Origin of the sequence: Sporosarcina cyprini (assembly GCF_022048975.1) — a bacterium.
Classification (GTDB): Bacteria; Bacillota; Bacilli; order Bacillales_A; family Planococcaceae; genus Sporosarcina; species Sporosarcina cyprini.
Genome location: NZ_JAKMHX010000022.1, coordinates 43,695 through 62,080, shown reverse-complemented (window position 1 = coordinate 62,080; position 18,386 = coordinate 43,695). Strand labels below are relative to the sequence as shown.

The window sequence follows — 18,386 nt, the reverse complement described above, 5'->3', positions numbered from 1 at the left end:
TGTGTTGACATGGAAAAGTTTAAATGATACTCTTTACCAAGGTATGGACAAACATTGACAGGTGATAAAATGTCAAAAAAAATAATAGTAAGCTGCGAGAAGTGCGGTTCAAGGAACTATTCGGTTCCTGCAACTAGCAGTAAAACTGCTGAGCGATTGATAGTTAAGAAATTTTGCAGCCACTGCAATGCACATACAATACACAAGCAGACCGCGTGAAACACTCTTTTGCGTAAGGCACTATAAATTCGGAGGTTTACAGAGTAATGGGGAAGATAACCGGTTTTTTAAGAGATGTTGTCGGGGAAATGCGGAAAGTCAGCTGGCCGAAACGTAAGCAATTGACTCGCTACACGATTGTCGTTATTTCCACAGTCGTCTTCATGGCGATCTATTTCGGCTTAGTCGATTTGGGCATATCACAAGTAATGGAATGGTATCTTGCGTTATAATAAGGCAGTATGAATATCTTTTTTGAAAATATCCCGTCTGAACAAATGAACGGGTTTTTTCATTTTGAATTGAAAAAGGAGGGACGGACACAGTCCTCGTCGATATGGAGATGGAGAAAAAATGGTATGTCGTCCATACGTATTCCGGTTATGAGAACAAAGTAAAAGCTAACTTGGAAAAGCGTGTGGAGACAATGGGTATGCAAGACAAAATATTTCGTGTCGTCATCCCGGAAGAGCAGGAAACAGATTTTAAGGATGGCAAGAAACGGACAGTCATGAAAAAGACGTTCCCGGGCTATGTGCTCGTCGAACTTGTCATGACTGACGATTCTTGGTATGTCGTCCGCAATACGCCGGGCGTTACCGGCTTTATTGGTTCCTCAGGCGGCGGCGCTAAGCCGACACCGCTCCTTCCAGAAGAAGTGGATTTCATTTTGAAACAGATGGGCATGAAGGAACGGAACATGGAAGTCGACTTCGAGATCGGCGAAATGATCCAAGTCTTAGAAGGACCGTTTGCGCATTTCCAAGGGAAAGTGGAGGAAATCGACACAGACAAAGGAAAAGTGCGAGTTTCTGTCGATATGTTTGGCCGCGAAACGATTATGGAACTCGAATTTAACCAAGTTGAAAAATTATGATCCATTGCTACTTGCAAAAAGCAAGTGAAAGTGGTATCATTTCAAAGGTCAGACTATAATCTGATAGTCTGGACGGATTAACCAATTCTACCGGTGCAAACCGGCAGGCACATATTGAGTGGGAGGGGCAACCCAATTACCACATCACGGACTTAAGGAGGTGTGTCTCGTGGCTAAAAAAGTGACGAAAGTTGTTAAATTGCAAATCCCTGCAGGTAAAGCCAATCCGGCTCCACCAGTTGGACCAGCACTAGGTCAAGCAGGTGTCAACATCATGGGATTCTGTAAAGATTTCAACGCACGTACAGCAGATCAAGCAGGATTAATCATCCCTGTTGAAATAACTGTATTTGAAGACCGTTCATTTACGTTTATTACAAAAACTCCGCCAGCAGCAGTCTTGCTGAAGGTTGCAGCGAAAGTTCAAAAGGGTTCAGGCGAACCTAATAAGAAAAAAGTTGCAACTGTAAAGCGCGACCAAGTTCGCGAAATCGCAGAACAGAAGATGCAAGATCTAAACGCAGCATCTGTAGAAGCGGCGATGGCAATGGTTGAAGGTACTGCTCGCAGTATGGGAATCACGATCGAAGACTGATCCCAACCGGATGCAAAGGTTTTGTAAGTGGGGGTTGCGCTTGTTCACATGAACACGCAACCCTTATTCGTGGGAGGTTCAATCCGTTAAAACCACAATGAGGAGGAAATCTAAATGGCTAAAAGAGGTAAAAAGTTCACTGAAGCTGCGAAACTTGTAGAACGTACAAAAGCGTACGATTACAAGGAAGCGATTGAGCTTGCTAAGAAAACAAGCACAGTCAATTTTGATGCTACAGTTGAAGTCGCTTTCCGCCTAGGAATCGACACTCGTAAAAATGACCAGCAAATCCGTGGGGCTGTCGTGCTTCCAAACGGTACTGGTAAAACTCAACGCGTTCTAGTTTTCGCGAAAGGCGAAAAATTGAAAGAAGCGGAAGCTGCAGGCGCAGACTTTGTCGGCGATGCAGAATACATCAACAAAATCCAACAAGGTTGGTTTGATTTTGATGTAATCGTTGCAACTCCTGACATGATGGGTGAAGTTGGTAAGATCGGTCGCGTATTGGGACCAAAAGGCCTTATGCCAAACCCTAAAACAGGCACTGTAACATTTGATGTGGCGAAAGCTGTAGAGGAAATCAAAGCTGGTAAAGTTGAATACCGTGCTGACAAAGCAGGTATCATTCACGCGCCAATCGGAAAAGCTTCTTTTGATGATCAAAAACTTCAAGAGAACTTCACGACTGTTTTTGAAACAATCCTTAAAGCGAAGCCGGCTGCAGCAAAAGGAACATACATGAAGTCCGTAAACGTGACGACTACAATGGGCCCTGCAGTTAAAATCGACCCATCTTCAGTAACAATCAAATAATTTGTTGACAACAAGCGCATTTTCCTGTAAGATGTCGTTTGTGATTATAAATCATTTGTACCGTAGACAGCAGGGGCCCAGTGCTTAATTATCCTGCCGAGGACAAGACGCTCTTTATTGCAAAGATGACGACTTTTCTGCCCTCGTGTCTATGTTCGCATGGACCGAGGGCTTTTCGTATGGTATAAATGACCCCCAATTTCATTAGGAGGTGTCAAGATGAGCAAAGTATTAGAGGCTAAACAAGCAGTAGTTGAAGAGATCTCAGGTAAACTGAAATCAGCAGTTTCTGTTGTCGTTGTAGACTATCGAGGTCTTAACGTCAGCCAAGTGACTGAACTTCGTAAACAGCTTCGTGAAGCAGGCATTGACTTCAAAGTTTACAAAAACTCGATGTCCCGCCGTGCGGCTGAAATTGCAGGTCTTGAAGGATTGAACGAGCACTTGACAGGACCTAACGCAATCGCGTTTTCAACTGAAGACGTTGTAGCTCCTGCTAAAATCCTTAACGATTTTGCAAAGAAGAACGAAAAGCTTGAAATCAAAGCGGGTGTCATCGAAGGCGCTATCGCTACGGTTGAAGACGTGAAAGCATTGGCAGAACTTCCATCTCGCGAAGGTCTACTTTCCATGCTCCTCAGCGTACTTCAAGCTCCAATGCGCAACTTTGCGCTTGCAACAAAAGCTGTTGCAGAGCAAAAAGAAGAACAAGGCGCGTAATCTTATTATTGTCGCCTGACAACAAAATCGCGGGTTGAATCCCGTCCAAACAATACCTAATTTAGGAGGAACATAAAATGACTAAAGAACAAATCCTTGACGCGATTAAAGAAATGACAGTCCTTGAGCTTAACGATCTAGTAAAAGCAATCGAAGAAGAATTCGGCGTAACTGCTGCTGCTCCTGTAGCAATGGTTGGCGGTGCAGGTGCTGGTGAAGCTGCTGCTGAGCAAACTGAATTCGACGTAATCCTTGCTTCTGCTGGTGCAGAAAAAATCAAAGTTATCAAAGCGGTTCGTGAAATCACAGGTCTTGGCTTGAAAGAAGCTAAAGAACTAGTTGACAACGCTCCAAAACCACTTAAAGAAGGCGTTTCTAAAGAAGAAGCTGAAGAAATGAAAGCTAAACTTGAAGAAGTTGGCGCTGGCGTAGAACTTAAGTAATTTTCATAAGGAAGGAAAGCTCGTCGAAAATGGACGGGCTTTTCTTCGTTTTTTTATCTGTAGAGCAATTGACATGTAACGCAATTCGCGTACGTCAGGAGGAATTGTATGTCAGAGCATTATTACTCGAAAAAGCCGTCAGTGAAAAGTGATCCGAAAGAGTGGAAGACTGTCATCCGGGACAAAGGTTTTCGGTTTAAAACGGATGCAGGTGTATTCAGCAAAGGAGAATTGGACTTTGGTTCACGCCTTTTGGCCGAATCGTTCCAACTGCCCCAAGTGGAAGGTGATCTACTTGATGTCGGGTGTGGATATGGACCCATCGGACTGTCGATCGCCGCATCTTTTCCGGATCGGAATGTTCATATGGTCGATGTGAACGAAAGGGCGCTTGCGCTTGCAAAAGGTAACGCGGAGCTGAACGAAATCGCTAATGTAAATATCTATCCGAGCGATGCTCTATCAGCTGTATCTGGAGATCGGTTTGCCGCTGTGATAACGAATCCTCCTATCCGGGCAGGAAAAGAGACGGTGTTCACCATTTATCAGGGAGCCTATTCTAAGTTAATCCCTGGAGGAGAGTTATGGGTGGTTATTCAGAAGAAGCAGGGAGCTCCCTCTACATCTTCTAAAATGGAAGAGCTTTTCGGCGATGTGGAAACGGTGGCAAAGAGCAAGGGGTACTTTATTTTCAAGTCAAAAAAACATTGACTCACTAAGCTTGTTGTGGTAGCATTATAAAATGCATAAATATTATAATGCGGTCGTGTGCCCTTTTGCATAAGAAGTGGAAAAGTTAGGCATACTGGCAATGGATAAAAGATTGTTAAACCGAAAATGAGCTCTAGACGGAACTCGTTTTCTTTTTGTTTTTTCGATATCATACACCATTTTTATGATTTCGCAAAGAACTAATATTGTTTGAGGGGTGAAAGAGTTGACAGGTCATTTAGTTCAGTATGGTCAACACCGTCAGCGCAGAAGTTTCGCGCGAATCAATGAGGTCCTCGAGTTGCCGAATTTGATTGAGATCCAGACGGCATCTTACGAGTGGTTCTTGGAAGAAGGATTACGTGAGATGTTCCACGATATTTCCCCGATCCAGGATTTCACAGGGAATCTTTCGTTGGAATTCGTCGATTATCAACTCGGGGAGCCCAAATACCCGGTCGATGAATCAAAAGAACGTGACGTAACGTACGCAGCACCGCTCCGCGTTAAAGTGCGCTTGCACAACAAAGAAACTGAAGAGGTGAAAGAGCAGGACGTTTTCATGGGCGACTTCCCGCTTATGACTGAAAACGGAACGTTCATCATCAATGGTGCGGAACGGGTTATCGTTTCCCAGTTGGTCCGTTCACCGAGCGTTTATTATAATGACAAGACGGATAAGAATGGTAAACGCGGTTTCTCCGCAACGGTCATTCCTAACCGTGGAGCTTGGCTGGAATACGAAACGGATGCCAAAGATGTCGTGCATGTCCGCATCGACCGTACAAGAAAGCTGCCGATTACAGTGCTTTTGCGTGCCCTTGGCTTCTCCACAGATCAAGAGATCATCAAGTTGCTTGGAGACAATGAGTATCTTCGCAACACGCTAGAGAAAGACAATACCGAAAACTCGGAAAAAGCGCTTCTGGAAATTTACGAGCGCCTGCGTCCTGGTGAACCGCCTACATTGGACAGCGCCAAGAGTCTTCTGTTTTCTCGTTTCTTCGATGCGAAGCGATATGACCTCGCAAATGTGGGCCGTTACAAAATGAATAAAAAACTCCACTTGCAAAATCGTCTATTCAATCAGGTTGTTGCGGAAACACTAGTTGACCCTGAAACTGGCGAAATCCTGTTGGAGAAAGATCAGCTCATCGACCGCAGAACATTGGACCGCCTTTTGCCTCATCTTGAAAAAGGCATCGGCATCCAGGAAATCTCGCATGTCGGTGGTGTCTTGGAAGATGATATTACGATCCAAACAATTAAGATATATGCACCAAAAAGTGAAGACAAGCAAGTGATCAATGTTATTTCCAACGCTAGTATTGATGAGTCCGTGAAGCATGTCACACCAGCTGACATCGTTGCTTCCATCAGCTACTTCTTCAATTTATTGCATGGCGTCGGCAATACAGATGACATTGACCACCTTGGAAACCGCCGTCTCCGTTCGGTTGGTGAATTGCTTCAAAATCAGTTCCGGATTGGACTTTCCAGAATGGAACGGGTTGTTAAGGAACGGATGTCGATCAACGATACGCAGTCAATCGTACCGCAGCAGCTGATCAATATCCGGCCAGTTATTGCATCTATTAAAGAGTTCTTTGGAAGCTCCCAGTTGTCTCAGTTCATGGACCAGACAAACCCGCTAGCGGAATTAACGCACAAGCGTCGACTTTCTGCCCTGGGGCCTGGTGGTCTTACACGGGAACGTGCCGGAATGGAAGTTCGTGACGTTCACTATTCCCACTATGGCCGTATGTGTCCAATTGAAACGCCGGAAGGTCCGAACATCGGATTGATCAACTCGCTCTCGACATTTGCGCGAGTGAATAAATTCGGTTTCATCGAAACGCCTTACCGGAAAGTAGATCCGGAAACAAATCGTGTTACAGAACAAATCGACTATCTGACAGCAGATATCGAGGACAATTATGTTGTCGCTCAAGCGAATGCTCCTTTAAACGAAGATGGCTCTTATGTAAATGAGGAAGTCATCGGCCGTTTCCAAGGGGATAACACAGTCTTTAAACGTGAACAGATCGATTACATGGACGTTTCGCCGAAACAGGTAGTTTCTGCGGCGACAGCATGTATTCCATTCCTTGAAAACGATGACTCGAACCGTGCCCTCATGGGTGCGAACATGCAACGGCAGGCTGTACCATTGCTCAATCCGGAAGCACCGTTTGTCGGAACTGGAATGGAGCATGTATCAGCCCGTGACTCAGGTGCTGCTGTTATTGCGAAATACGACGGTATTGTAGAGCACGTAGAAGCGAAAGAAGTCCGCATTCGACGCATTGAAACAATCGACGGGAAAGAAGTTAAGGGTGACCTTACTGTGTACCGTCTGGAGAATTTCATTCGTTCCAACCAAGGGACTTGCTATAACCAGCGTCCGATCGTAGCTGTCGGTGATCGTGTGAAACCACGCGATATCATCGCAGACGGTCCATCCATGGATAAAGGTGAATTGGCGCTTGGACGAAACGTATTAGTCGGATTCATGACGTGGGATGGCTATAACTATGAGGATGCCATCATCATGAGTGAACGTCTGGTGAAAGACGACGTATTCACTTCGATTCATATCGAAGAGTACGAATCAGAAGCACGGGACACGAAACTCGGACCTGAAGAAATTACACGGGATATTCCGAACGTCGGTGAAGACGCACTTCGAAACCTCGATGACCGCGGCATTATCCGCGTCGGTGCCGAAGTACGCGATGGCGATATCCTAGTTGGTAAAGTAACGCCTAAAGGGGTTACCGAACTGACTGCTGAAGAACGCCTTCTACATGCCATCTTTGGAGAAAAGGCACGGGAAGTGCGCGATACTTCATTACGCGTTCCACACGGTGCGGGCGGTATCGTCCTTGACGTGAAAGTGTTCAACCGCGAAGATGGGGATGAATTGCCACCGGGCGTTAATCAGCTCGTTCGTGCTTATATCGTCCAAAAACGTAAGATCTCTGTTGGGGACAAGATGGCGGGACGTCACGGTAACAAGGGGGTTATCTCCCGGATTTTACCGGAGTCTGATATGCCATTCCTGCCGGACGGCACACCGATCGATGTCATGTTGAATCCACTCGGCGTACCATCCCGTATGAATATCGGTCAGGTTTTGGAATTGCATCTTGGAATGGCTGCACGTAATCTGGGTATCCACATGGCTTCCCCGGTATTTGACGGCGCCAACGAAGAAGATGTTTGGGATACGATGGAAGAGTCCGGCATGAATCGTGACGGAAAAACGGTCTTGTATGATGGCCGCTCAGGTGAACCGTTTGATAACCGGGTCTCTGTTGGTGTCATGTATATGATCAAGTTGGCCCACATGGTCGACGATAAACTCCATGCCCGTTCCACTGGACCATACTCACTTGTTACGCAACAGCCGCTCGGTGGTAAAGCCCAATTCGGCGGACAGCGTTTCGGGGAGATGGAAGTATGGGCACTGGAAGCTTACGGTGCCGCTTATACATTGCAAGAAATCCTTACAGTGAAGTCCGATGACGTCGTAGGCCGTGTGAAAACATACGAAGCGATTGTCAAAGGACAAAGTGTACCTCAGCCAGGCGTTCCAGAATCATTCAAAGTATTGATCAAGGAACTTCAAAGCCTGGGCTTGGACGTTAAAATGCTGACAGATGATTTCGAGGAGATCGAGATGCGTGATCTTGATGAAGATGACGATATGCAGCCAACGGATGCACTCAACCTCATGACGGAAGATCAGCCTGTTTGATTTCATACCAATAGGGGAGTCCTGAAGTACTCCCCTATTTTCAACGGATAGGAAATGTGAAGCTTGATTTTATGGAACCATCGTGGAGATAAGATTAAAGGGAGGTAGGCTCCTTGATAGATGTTAATAATTTTGAGTATATGAAGATTGGCCTCGCTTCGCCAGATAAGATCCGTTCTTGGTCATATGGTGAAGTTAAGAAACCTGAAACAATCAACTACCGTACGTTAAAGCCCGAGAAAGACGGCTTGTTCTGTGAGCGTATTTTCGGACCGACGAAAGACTGGGAATGTCATTGCGGTAAATATAAGCGAGTACGTTACAAAGGTGTTGTATGTGACCGTTGCGGCGTCGAGGTAACTCGTCAAAAAGTTCGACGCGAGCGTATGGGACATATTGAATTGGCTGCTCCTGTAACGCATATTTGGTATTTCAAGGGAATCCCGAGCCGTATGGGACTCATTTTGGATATGACGCCACGTGCATTGGAAGAAGTCATCTACTTTGCATCGTATGTCGTTATTGATCCGGCCGATACTCCGCTAGAGCGTAAACAATTGCTTTCTGAAAAGGAATATCGCTTATACCGTGAAAAGTACGGCAACAAGTTCCAAGCTTTGATGGGTGCAGAAGCGATTGAACAGCTTTTGAAAGCGATCGATCTAGACAAGGAAACGGAAATGCTGAAAGAGGAATTGAAAACTGTTCAAGGGCAGCGCCGCACACGTGCGATCCGTCGTCTTGAAGTAGTGGAATCATTCCGTAATTCAGGCAACCGTCCTGAATGGATGGTCCTTGAAGTGCTTCCGGTCATTCCGCCGGAATTGCGTCCGATGGTTCAATTGGATGGCGGCCGTTTCGCCACTTCGGATTTGAATGACCTGTATCGTCGAGTCATCAACCGTAACAATCGTCTAAAGCGTTTGCTTGATCTAGGCGCACCTGGCATCATCGTCCAAAACGAAAAGCGGATGCTCCAGGAAGCAGTTGATGCATTAGTTGATAACGGACGACGCGGACGCCCTGTCACTGGACCGGGAAATCGTCCATTGAAGTCTTTGTCACATATGCTGAAAGGGAAACAAGGTCGTTTCCGTCAAAACTTGCTCGGTAAACGGGTTGACTATTCAGGCCGTTCCGTTATCGTCGTAGGCCCGAACTTGAAAATGTATCAGTGCGGACTGCCTAAGGAAATGGCGATCGAGCTATTCAAGCCGTTTGTCATGAAAGAGCTTGTAGAGCGCGGACTTGCACATAACATTAAGAGTGCGAAGCGTAAGATTGAACGTCTGCATTCTGAAGTGTGGGATGTTCTTGAAGATGTTATCAGGGAACACCCAGTTCTTCTTAACCGGGCCCCTACTCTTCACAGACTCGGTATCCAGGCGTTTGAACCGATGCTTGTTGAAGGCCGTGCCATCCAGCTGCATCCGCTCGTATGTACAGCATATAACGCTGACTTCGACGGTGACCAAATGGCTGTTCACGTTCCATTATCCGCAGAGGCTCAAGCGGAAGCGCGTTTGCTCATGCTTGCGGCACAGAACATCTTGAACCCGAAAGATGGTAAACCAGTTGTTACACCTTCCCAGGACATGGTATTAGGTAACTATTACCTAACACTGGAACGGAAAGGGGCAGCAGGCGAAGGAACTGTCTTCAGTAATGTGAATGAAGCATTGATCGCATACCAGACAGGCCATGTACATCTTCATACAAGAATCGCTGTGTACGCTGGATCCTTGAACAACCCGACGTTCACAGAAGAGCAGAACCACAAGCTCTTGCTGACAACAGTCGGAAAGTTGATCTTTAACGAAATCCTTCCGGAAACATTCCCGTATATCAATGAGCCGACAAACCACAACTTGGAAGTGGAAACGCCGGATAAATACTTCATTGACGGAACTGTAAATGTTAAGGAACATCTGCAAAACGCAGACTTGGTAGCACCTTTCGTTAAGAAATTCCTAGGTAACATCATTGCGGAAATCTTTAAGAAGTTCCATATTACTGAGACTTCCAAAATGCTGGACCGCATGAAAAACCTAGGCTTCAAATATTCAACGCGTGCAGGTATCACTGTTGGTATTGCCGATATCGTCGTCTTGCCGAACAAAGATGAAATCTTGCAGGAAGCACAAAGTAAAGTGGATAAAGTAACACAGCAATTCCGCCGTGGTCTTATTACGGAAGAAGAGCGTTACGATCGTGTTATTTCTTATTGGAGCCATGCCAAGGATGAAATCCAAGACAAGTTGATGGATTCCTTGGAAAACACGAACCCAATTTACATGATGAGTGATTCCGGAGCACGGGGTAACGCATCGAACTTTACGCAGCTCGCTGGGATGCGTGGTTTGATGGCCAACCCGGCTGGACGTATCATCGAACTACCGATCAAATCATCATTCCGTGAAGGTCTGACGGTACTCGAGTACTTTATCTCGACCCACGGAGCGCGGAAAGGTCTTGCGGATACAGCCCTTAAAACGGCCGACTCAGGTTACTTGACTCGACGTCTTGTTGATGTTGCCCAAGATGTTATCGTCCGTGAAGATGATTGTGGTACAGATAGAGGTCTAGAAATTTCCGCACTGACTGAAGGCGCTGAAATTATCGAAACACTGGAAGAGCGTATCGAAGGCCGCCATACGAAGAAAACAATTCGCCACCCGGAAACTGGTGAAGTGATTGTTGAGAAAGATGGCTTAATTACGGCTGACTTATCTCGGAAAGTAATTGATGCAGGCATCGAGACAGTGACGATCCGTTCTGCATTCACATGTAATACGAAACACGGTGTATGTAAAAAATGTTACGGCATCAACTTGGCTACAGGTGAAACGGTTGAGGTCGGCGAAGCAGTCGGAATCATCGCTGCCCAATCGATCGGAGAGCCAGGAACACAGCTTACGATGCGTACATTCCATACAGGGGGTGTCGCAGGAGACGATATCACATCAGGTCTTCCGCGTATCCAAGAAATTTTCGAAGCAAGGAATCCTAAAGGGCAAGCTGTCATTTCTGAAATTAAAGGTGAAGTGACGGAAATCGATGAAATCCGGGAAGGACAGAAAGAAGTCACAATCCAGGGTGAAGTCGAAACGAGAAAGTACTTGGCCCCTTACAATGCCCGTCTAAAAGTTCAAATCGGCGATACGATCGACCGGGGTGAAAGCATCACGGAAGGTTCAATCGATCCAAAAGAATTGATTGTTGTAAAAGATGTTGCAACGGTTCAGGAATACTTGCTGAAGGAAGTTCAGAAAGTATACCGTATGCAAGGTGTTGAAATCGGAGATAAGCACGTTGAAGTCATGGTTCGCCAAATGCTTCGCAAAGTGCGTGTTATTGAAGCGGGAGACACTGACTTGCTGCCTGGATCTTTGCTGGATATCCATCAATTCTCGGAAGCGAATGCCGTTGTCCTCAAAAAAGGCAAAGTGCCGGCTACATCCCGTCCGGTAATTCTTGGTATTACAAAAGCGTCGCTTGAGACGGAATCATTCCTATCAGCCGCTTCTTTCCAAGAAACGACACGTGTCCTTACGGATGCAGCCATCAAAGGCAAGACGGATGAATTGCTCGGCTTGAAGGAAAATGTCATCATCGGTAAACTTGTGCCTGCTGGTACAGGTATGCAGCGTTACCGCCATGTCGAGATGGAACAAGACAAAGAAGCGGACTCCGCTGACGCAGTATCAGTAGAGTAACCCGGAACAAAGCGGGGGAGTCAAAAAGATCCCCCCGTTTTTTCTATTAATTGTTGACAGTTTCTCCGGCAAGTGATAATATACAAAAGGTTGATAGTTGAATGTCTGTACTTTGGAGGATATGCTCATGTCTTATGATAAAGTGGAGCAGGCACAGAAAACGATCATCGGTACAAAGCAAACAGTTAAAGCGATCCGCACAGGTGCTGCAAAGGAAATTATCCTTGCGACCGATGCAGATGAACGCTTTATCGCCCCGGTAATCCGGGAAGCAGAGCTTCATGGCATCCCTATTACATATGTGGACTCGAGAATCACTCTCGGCCATGCATGTGGAATAGAGGTTGGAGCAGTAGCGGTTGCAATTACTGTTTAATGGTTTTTGTGTATATATGCACAAAGACTTTGTTTTTACCCTTAAAATGAACCACCTGGATGTGTGGTCTTGTAAAAAGAGTAATGAAAGGAGGAAAATCCGATGCCTACAATTAACCAATTAGTCCGCAAACCTCGTAAATCGAAAGTTTCCGGTTCTAAATCACCAGCACTCGGAAAGAGCTATAACAGCTTCAAAAAGTCGATGACTGATGTTAATTCACCACAAAAAAGAGGTGTTTGCACACGTGTCGGCACGATGACTCCGAAGAAACCGAACTCGGCTCTTCGTAAATACGCGCGTGTACGTTTGACTAACACTCTTGAAGTCAACGCTTATATCCCTGGTGAAGGCCACAACCTTCAAGAGCACAGCGTTGTTCTTATCCGCGGCGGACGTGTAAAAGACTTACCGGGTGTTCGTTACCACATCGTTCGTGGTGCACTCGATACAGCTGGCGTAACTGGCCGTATGCAAAGCCGTTCTCAATACGGTGCGAAAAGACCAAAAGAAAAGAAAAACTAATAACGAAATGATCATTTCGAAAGGAGGAACACAATATGCCTCGTAAAGGTCCTGTTGCAAAACGTGACGTATTACCGGATCCGATTTACAATTCCAAGCTTGTCACTCGTCTTATCAATAAAATGATGGTAGACGGTAAAAAAGGTACATCTCAAAAAATCCTCTATGGTGCGTTTGAACTTGTTAAAGAACGTTCCGGAAAAGACCCGATTGAAGTATTTGAAGCTGCACTTAACAACGTAATGCCTGTACTTGAAGTACGTGCTCGCCGTGTCGGTGGTGCGAACTACCAAGTTCCAGTCGAAGTACGTCCTGAACGCCGTACGACTCTAGGATTGCGCTACCTGGTGAACTACTCCCGTACACGCGGTGAGAAAACAATGGAGGAACGTCTTGCGAATGAAATCCTTGATGCTTCCAACAACACAGGTGCTTCCGTAAAACGTCGTGAAGAAATGCACAAGATGGCTGAAGCGAACAAAGCATTCGCTCACTATCGCTGGTAAGATCGGACATTTATCTTTTTTCAGCAGAAGAATCTGCAACGCGTGCAAGCTTTTGCTGAACGGAGATAAAAGCCTTAGGTGCATGGCAAAGATTTTCAAGAGAAATTTCACGAGCTCGCTCTTGTTGATCTAAGAATACATACACCGAGGTGTGATTTGATTGACGCCCCAACCCGAAACGGAAGGAGATATACAAAATGGCTAGAGAGTTCTCCTTAGAGAATACTCGTAACATTGGTATCATGGCTCACATCGACGCTGGTAAAACAACGACGACTGAGCGGATCCTTTTTTACACAGGTAAGATCCATAAAATCGGAGAAACGCACGAGGGTGCTTCTCAGATGGACTGGATGGAGCAGGAGCAAGAGCGTGGTATCACGATCACTTCTGCGGCAACAACTGCACAATGGAAAGGCCATCGAGTAAACATCATCGATACACCGGGACACGTGGACTTCACTGTTGAAGTTGAGCGTTCACTCCGTGTACTTGATGGTGCTGTAACAGTTCTTGATGCGCAATCAGGTGTTGAGCCTCAAACTGAAACAGTTTGGCGCCAAGCTACAACTTATGGTGTTCCACGTATCGTGTTCGTCAACAAGATGGACAAGACAGGTGCAGACTTCCTTTACTCAGTAGGAACACTCCATAACCGCCTTCAAGCGAATGCACACCCGATCCAATTGCCGATCGGTTCTGAAGATACATTCCGCGGAATCATCGACCTTGTCGAGATGAAAGCGACTATGTATGGTAATGACCTTGGTACAGATACAACTGTCGAGGAAATTCCTGAAGAGTTCCGTGCGCAAGCTGAAGAGTACCGTGAGAAGCTAATCGAAGCGGTTGTCGATTTCGATGAAGATCTTATGGAAAAATACCTCGGCGGCGAGGAGCTTTCAGTAGAAGAAATCAAAACAGCTATCCGTAAAGCGACACTAGCGGTAGAATTCTATCCAGTTGTTTGCGGTACAGCATTCAAAAACAAAGGTGTTCAGCTCGTACTTGACGCAGTTGTCGACTACTTGCCAGCACCAACTGACATCCCTTCCATGAACGGTATCAACCCTGATACTGAAGAAGAGGAAGAGCGTCACCCAAGCGATGAAGATCCATTCTCCGCGCTTGCATTTAAAGTTATGACTGACCCTTATGTCGGTAAACTTACATTCTTCCGTGTCTATTCCGGTGTCCTTCAATCAGGTTCTTACGTACAGAACTCGACGAAAGGTAAGCGTGAGCGTGTTGGACGTATCCTTCAAATGCACGCGAACAGCCGTGAAGAGATCAGTGAAGTCCACGCGGGTGAAATCGCGGCAGCTGTTGGATTGAAAGATACAACAACTGGGGACACACTATGTGATGAAAAGGCGCCAATCATCCTCGAATCAATGGAATTCCCTGAACCGGTAATCTCTGTTGCAATCGAGCCAAAAACAAAAGGCGACCAAGACAAAATGGGTACGGCTCTTGCGAAATTGCAAGAAGAAGACCCTACATTCCGTGCACATACAGACCAAGAAACAGGCGAAGTTATCATCGCAGGTATGGGTGAGCTTCACCTAGATATCATCGTTGACCGTCTACGCCGTGAGTTCAAGGTTGAAGCTAACGTAGGTGCTCCACAAGTATCTTACCGTGAAACATTCCGCAGCGCTGCGGAAGTTGAAGGTAAGTTCGTCCGCCAATCTGGTGGTCGTGGACAATACGGACACGTTTGGATCGAGTTCGCTCCGAACGAAGAAGGAAAAGGATTCGAGTTCCAAAACGCAATCGTCGGTGGGGTTGTTCCTCGTGAATACATTCCGTCCGTTGAAGCGGGTCTTCGTGACTCACTAGACAATGGTGTTCTTGCTGGATATCCATTGATCGATGTTAAAGCTCGTCTCTTCGACGGATCTTACCATGACGTTGACTCCAACGAAATGGCATTCAAGATCGCTGCGTCCATGGCACTTAAAAACGCAGCAGCTAAATGTAATCCAGTACTTCTCGAGCCAATGATGAAAGTTGAAGTCATCATCCCTGAAGAATACATGGGAGATATCATGGGTGACATCACTTCCCGTCGTGGACGCGTAGAAGGTATGGAAGCACGCGGTAACGCACAAGTTGTCCGTGCAATGGTTCCACTAGCGGAAATGTTCGGTTACGCAACATCTCTACGTTCGAATACACAAGGACGCGGTGTGTTCTCAATGGTATTCGATCACTACGAAGATGTACCGAAATCAATCGCTGAAGAAGTCATCAAAAAAAATAAAGGCGAATAATTGTATTTCGTCCTTGTTTCTACAGTTGATTACTTGTAAGATATGGATAGTTGGAGGGAATGAACCTCCAGCTTCCATAGCTATATAAAATTAAAACACTCACATTTTAAGGAGGAATTCCAAAATGGCTAAAGAAAAATTCGACCGCTCCAAGGAGCATGCTAACATTGGTACAATCGGTCACGTTGACCATGGTAAAACAACTTTGACTGCAGCAATCGCTACAGTTCTTTCAAAGAAAATGGGTGGAGAAGCGAAATCATACGCTGACGTTGATAACGCTCCAGAAGAAAAAGAGCGTGGAATCACAATCAACACTTCTCACATCGAGTATGAAACTGAAAAGCGTCACTATGCACACGTTGACTGCCCAGGACACGCTGACTACGTTAAGAACATGATCACTGGTGCTGCTCAAATGGACGGCGGTATCCTAGTAGTATCTGCTGCTGACGGCCCAATGCCACAAACTCGTGAGCACATCCTTCTTTCTCGTCAAGTAGGTGTTCCTTACCTAGTTGTATTCATGAACAAATGTGACATGGTTGACGACGAAGAACTTCTTGAGCTTGTTGAGATGGAAATTCGTGACCTTCTTTCCGAGTATGAGTTCCCTGGCGACGACCTACCAGTCATCAAAGGTTCTGCTCTAAAAGCTCTTGAAGGAGAGCCAGAGTGGGAAGAGAAAGTCGTTGAGCTTATGAACGCTGTTGACGAGTACATCCCAACTCCTCCACGTGACACTGAAAAGCCATTCATGATGCCAGTCGAGGACGTATTCTCGATCACAGGCCGTGGTACTGTTGCTACAGGACGTGTTGAGCGTGGCCAAGTTAAAGTCGGTGACGTTGTAGAAATCATCGGTTTGACTGAAGAACCAAAATCAACAACTGTAACAGGTGTTGAAATGTTCCGTAAGCTTCTTGACTATGCAGAAGCTGGAGACAACATCGGTGCACTTCTTCGTGGGGTAGCTCGTGAAGATATCGAACGTGGTCAAGTTCTTGCTAAGCCAGGTACAATCACGCCGCACACTAAGTTCAAATCAGAAGTTTACGTTCTTTCTAAAGAAGAGGGTGGACGTCACACTCCATTCTTCTCTAACTATCGTCCACAGTTCTACTTCCGTACAACTGACGTAACTGGAATCATCTCTCTTCCAGAAGGCGTTGAGATGGTTATGCCTGGAGACAACGTTGAAATGACTGTTGAATTGATCTCTCCAATCGCGATTGAAGAAGGTACTAAATTCTCAATCCGTGAAGGTGGACGTACAGTAGGCGCTGGCGTTGTTGCTACAATCGAAAAGTAAGATAGTACATTGATTGCAATCGTGAAAATCCCGTCCTTGTGACGGGATTTTTCATGTCTATAAATACTTAACTGAGCTATCCACTGAACGATTTAGTTCAATCTTGTATGATCTTCGAGTTCTCGCAGACTCTCAACTGAAGTAAAGTGCCCGCTTGATTCCGAGATTCCTATACAGATCATTTCAAAACAACTTAGTAATTTGTCTGGGCTAGAGTAGAGATAACACTAAAGAAACCGACAAACGCAGCGTATGCAGACCGTTGAGGTTGCGCACTTCTCTGACTTTTTTCCAAATGTATGGATACCACTTGAATATCTGAACCGAAGAATATATAATAAGCAAGGTTAAAGAAAAGATTTTCCGTAAAAGACTTGCGGAAATCTATATCCTTATGTATAATGTTGAATGTTGGTCTTTGACTGCGATGAAGCGGGAGGTTGCCGACACGCCCGGCCGCTTTGCCATGGCGCGCGTGTGGGAAATTTCCGTGGAGAATGTCTAGAAAATAGGCGAAAAAGGAGGGAAAATAATGGCAAAACAAAAGATTCGTATTCGTTTAAAAGCATATGATCACCGTATTCTTGATCAATCTGCTGAAAAGATCGTTGAAACAGCAAAACGTTCAGGTGCTAGCGTATCAGGTCCGATTCCGTTGCCAACTGAAAGATCTGTATACACGATCCTTCGTGCGGTACATAAGTACAAAGATTCGCGCGAGCAGTTCGAAATGCGTACGCATAAACGTCTAATCGATATCGTCAATCCGACACCACAAACTGTCGATGCATTGATGAAACTTGACTTACCGTCAGGCGTAGACATCGAAATCAAACTTTAATCTTACCAATACAAAACAAACTATTTCAGGAGGTGTGACAAATGACCAAAGGAATCTTAGGAAGAAAAGTCGGTATGACGCAAATCTTTGCTGAAAACGGCGATTTGATCCCAGTAACTGTGATTGAAGCTGCTCCTAACGTTGTTCTTCAAAAGAAGACAGTTGAAACAGACGGCTACGAAGCAATCCAGCTTGGATTCGAAGATAAACGTGAAAAGCTTGCAAACAAACCTGAAAAAGGACACGTTGCAAAAGCTGAAACGGCACCTAAGCGCTTCATCCGTGAATTCCGCGGAATGGATGTAGCTGGGTACGAAGTTGGTCAGGAAGTCAAAGTTGACGCATTCGCTGAAGGCGATATCGTTGACATTACAGGAGTATCAAAAGGTAAAGGATTCCAAGGTGTTATTAAACGCCACGGACATTCCCGCGGCCCAATGAGCCACGGTTCCCGTTTCCACCGTGCACCAGGTTCCCTAGGAGCTGTTGACGGACAACGCGTATTCAAAGGTATGAAATTACCTGGACGTACTGGCGGGAAAACAATTACTATTCAAAACCTTGAAATCGTACGAGTTGACGCTGAGCGTAACTTGTTGCTAGTTAAAGGTAATGTTCCAGGAGCACGCAAATCATTGATCCAAGTGAAAAGTGCTATTAAAGGGAACTAATTTCTAAAGGAAGGAGGAAACAAGA

General features: G+C 45.7%; 17 protein-coding genes and 1 other annotated feature. All 17 genes read left to right on the top strand.

From position 1 onward, the window contains the following. Window positions 1–69: 69 nt before the first annotated feature. Window positions 70–219: a 50S ribosomal protein L33 gene (gene rpmG, locus L7D49_RS07995; RefSeq protein ID WP_238080302.1), complete on the top strand. Its 150-nt coding sequence runs from the start codon at window positions 70–72 to the stop codon at window positions 217–219. 47 nt (window positions 220–266) lie between these two features. Beyond that, the gene (gene secE / locus L7D49_RS07990; RefSeq protein ID WP_207959178.1) at window positions 267–452 is read left to right on the top strand and encodes a preprotein translocase subunit SecE; all 186 of its coding nucleotides are present in this window, start codon (window positions 267–269) and stop codon (window positions 450–452) included. 110 nt (window positions 453–562) lie between these two features. Further along, window positions 563–1,096, top strand: a complete 534-nt coding sequence (gene nusG, locus L7D49_RS07985) for a transcription termination/antitermination protein NusG (protein ID WP_238080301.1) — start codon at window positions 563–565, stop codon at window positions 1,094–1,096. 169 nt (window positions 1,097–1,265) lie between these two features. Continuing rightward, window positions 1,266–1,691: a 50S ribosomal protein L11 gene (gene rplK / locus L7D49_RS07980; protein ID WP_184209374.1), complete on the top strand. Its 426-nt coding sequence runs from the start codon at window positions 1,266–1,268 to the stop codon at window positions 1,689–1,691. A 114-nt stretch (window positions 1,692–1,805) separates the two neighbouring features. Beyond that, window positions 1,806–2,504 (top strand): 50S ribosomal protein L1, encoded by a 699-nt coding sequence (gene rplA / locus L7D49_RS07975; protein ID WP_238080300.1) that lies wholly within the window; start codon window positions 1,806–1,808, stop codon window positions 2,502–2,504. Between the two features lie 42 nt (window positions 2,505–2,546). Then, window positions 2,547–2,691, top strand: a sequence feature (ribosomal protein L10 leader region). Window positions 2,692–2,723: 32 nt separating this feature from the next. After that, window positions 2,724–3,224 carry a 50S ribosomal protein L10 gene (gene rplJ / locus L7D49_RS07970; RefSeq protein WP_238080299.1) on the top strand — a complete coding sequence of 167 codons (501 nt, stop codon included), beginning with the start codon at window positions 2,724–2,726 and terminating at the stop codon, window positions 3,222–3,224. Between the two features lie 77 nt (window positions 3,225–3,301). Beyond that, entirely contained in the window at window positions 3,302–3,667 is a 366-nt protein-coding gene (rplL, locus tag L7D49_RS07965; protein ID WP_207959170.1) for a 50S ribosomal protein L7/L12, read from the top strand. A gap of 108 nt (window positions 3,668–3,775) precedes the next feature. Next, window positions 3,776–4,378 (top strand): class I SAM-dependent methyltransferase, encoded by a 603-nt coding sequence (locus tag L7D49_RS07960; protein WP_238080298.1) that lies wholly within the window; start codon window positions 3,776–3,778, stop codon window positions 4,376–4,378. 217 nt (window positions 4,379–4,595) lie between these two features. After that, window positions 4,596–8,138 carry a DNA-directed RNA polymerase subunit beta gene (gene rpoB / locus L7D49_RS07955; protein WP_238080297.1) on the top strand — a complete coding sequence of 1,181 codons (3,543 nt, stop codon included), beginning with the start codon at window positions 4,596–4,598 and terminating at the stop codon, window positions 8,136–8,138. Window positions 8,139–8,251: 113 nt separating this feature from the next. Next, on the top strand, window positions 8,252–11,854 hold the full coding sequence (gene rpoC, locus L7D49_RS07950; protein ID WP_272493172.1) for a DNA-directed RNA polymerase subunit beta': 3,603 nt from the start codon (window positions 8,252–8,254) through the stop codon (window positions 11,852–11,854). A 127-nt stretch (window positions 11,855–11,981) separates the two neighbouring features. Continuing rightward, window positions 11,982–12,230 carry a ribosomal L7Ae/L30e/S12e/Gadd45 family protein gene (locus L7D49_RS07945; protein ID WP_238080296.1) on the top strand — a complete coding sequence of 83 codons (249 nt, stop codon included), beginning with the start codon at window positions 11,982–11,984 and terminating at the stop codon, window positions 12,228–12,230. Window positions 12,231–12,332: 102 nt separating this feature from the next. After that, on the top strand, window positions 12,333–12,755 hold the full coding sequence (gene rpsL / locus L7D49_RS07940; RefSeq protein WP_184209358.1) for a 30S ribosomal protein S12: 423 nt from the start codon (window positions 12,333–12,335) through the stop codon (window positions 12,753–12,755). Window positions 12,756–12,790: 35 nt separating this feature from the next. Next, the gene (rpsG, locus tag L7D49_RS07935) at window positions 12,791–13,261 is read left to right on the top strand and encodes a 30S ribosomal protein S7 (protein ID WP_207959161.1); all 471 of its coding nucleotides are present in this window, start codon (window positions 12,791–12,793) and stop codon (window positions 13,259–13,261) included. Window positions 13,262–13,458: 197 nt separating this feature from the next. Beyond that, window positions 13,459–15,537 carry an elongation factor G gene (fusA, locus tag L7D49_RS07930; protein WP_238080295.1) on the top strand — a complete coding sequence of 693 codons (2,079 nt, stop codon included), beginning with the start codon at window positions 13,459–13,461 and terminating at the stop codon, window positions 15,535–15,537. Between the two features lie 124 nt (window positions 15,538–15,661). After that, window positions 15,662–16,849 (top strand): elongation factor Tu, encoded by a 1,188-nt coding sequence (gene tuf, locus L7D49_RS07925; RefSeq protein ID WP_184209352.1) that lies wholly within the window; start codon window positions 15,662–15,664, stop codon window positions 16,847–16,849. Window positions 16,850–17,381: 532 nt separating this feature from the next. Beyond that, window positions 17,382–17,690 (top strand): 30S ribosomal protein S10, encoded by a 309-nt coding sequence (gene rpsJ, locus L7D49_RS07920; RefSeq protein ID WP_042478628.1) that lies wholly within the window; start codon window positions 17,382–17,384, stop codon window positions 17,688–17,690. Window positions 17,691–17,731: 41 nt separating this feature from the next. Continuing rightward, window positions 17,732–18,361 carry a 50S ribosomal protein L3 gene (gene rplC, locus L7D49_RS07915; RefSeq protein ID WP_238080294.1) on the top strand — a complete coding sequence of 210 codons (630 nt, stop codon included), beginning with the start codon at window positions 17,732–17,734 and terminating at the stop codon, window positions 18,359–18,361. Window positions 18,362–18,386: the final 25 nt, after the last annotated feature.

What these genes read in the sequence shown, in the direction of transcription:
- nusG (WP_238080301.1), top strand. Translation starts at nt 563, where the DNA reads ATGGAGAAAAAATGGTATGTCGTCCATACGTATTCCGGTTATGAGAAC.
- rpmG (WP_238080302.1), top strand. Translation starts at nt 70, where the DNA reads ATGTCAAAAAAAATAATAGTAAGCTGCGAGAAGTGCGGTTCAAGGAAC.
- rplJ (WP_238080299.1), top strand. Translation starts at nt 2,724, where the DNA reads ATGAGCAAAGTATTAGAGGCTAAACAAGCAGTAGTTGAAGAGATCTCA.
- tuf (WP_184209352.1), top strand. Translation starts at nt 15,662, where the DNA reads ATGGCTAAAGAAAAATTCGACCGCTCCAAGGAGCATGCTAACATTGGT.
- fusA (WP_238080295.1), top strand. Translation starts at nt 13,459, where the DNA reads ATGGCTAGAGAGTTCTCCTTAGAGAATACTCGTAACATTGGTATCATG.
- rpsG (WP_207959161.1), top strand. Translation starts at nt 12,791, where the DNA reads ATGCCTCGTAAAGGTCCTGTTGCAAAACGTGACGTATTACCGGATCCG.
- L7D49_RS07945 (WP_238080296.1), top strand. Translation starts at nt 11,982, where the DNA reads ATGTCTTATGATAAAGTGGAGCAGGCACAGAAAACGATCATCGGTACA.
- rplL (WP_207959170.1), top strand. Translation starts at nt 3,302, where the DNA reads ATGACTAAAGAACAAATCCTTGACGCGATTAAAGAAATGACAGTCCTT.
- rpsJ (WP_042478628.1), top strand. Translation starts at nt 17,382, where the DNA reads ATGGCAAAACAAAAGATTCGTATTCGTTTAAAAGCATATGATCACCGT.
- rplA (WP_238080300.1), top strand. Translation starts at nt 1,806, where the DNA reads ATGGCTAAAAGAGGTAAAAAGTTCACTGAAGCTGCGAAACTTGTAGAA.
- secE (WP_207959178.1), top strand. Translation starts at nt 267, where the DNA reads ATGGGGAAGATAACCGGTTTTTTAAGAGATGTTGTCGGGGAAATGCGG.
- rpsL (WP_184209358.1), top strand. Translation starts at nt 12,333, where the DNA reads ATGCCTACAATTAACCAATTAGTCCGCAAACCTCGTAAATCGAAAGTT.
- rplC (WP_238080294.1), top strand. Translation starts at nt 17,732, where the DNA reads ATGACCAAAGGAATCTTAGGAAGAAAAGTCGGTATGACGCAAATCTTT.
- L7D49_RS07960 (WP_238080298.1), top strand. Translation starts at nt 3,776, where the DNA reads ATGTCAGAGCATTATTACTCGAAAAAGCCGTCAGTGAAAAGTGATCCG.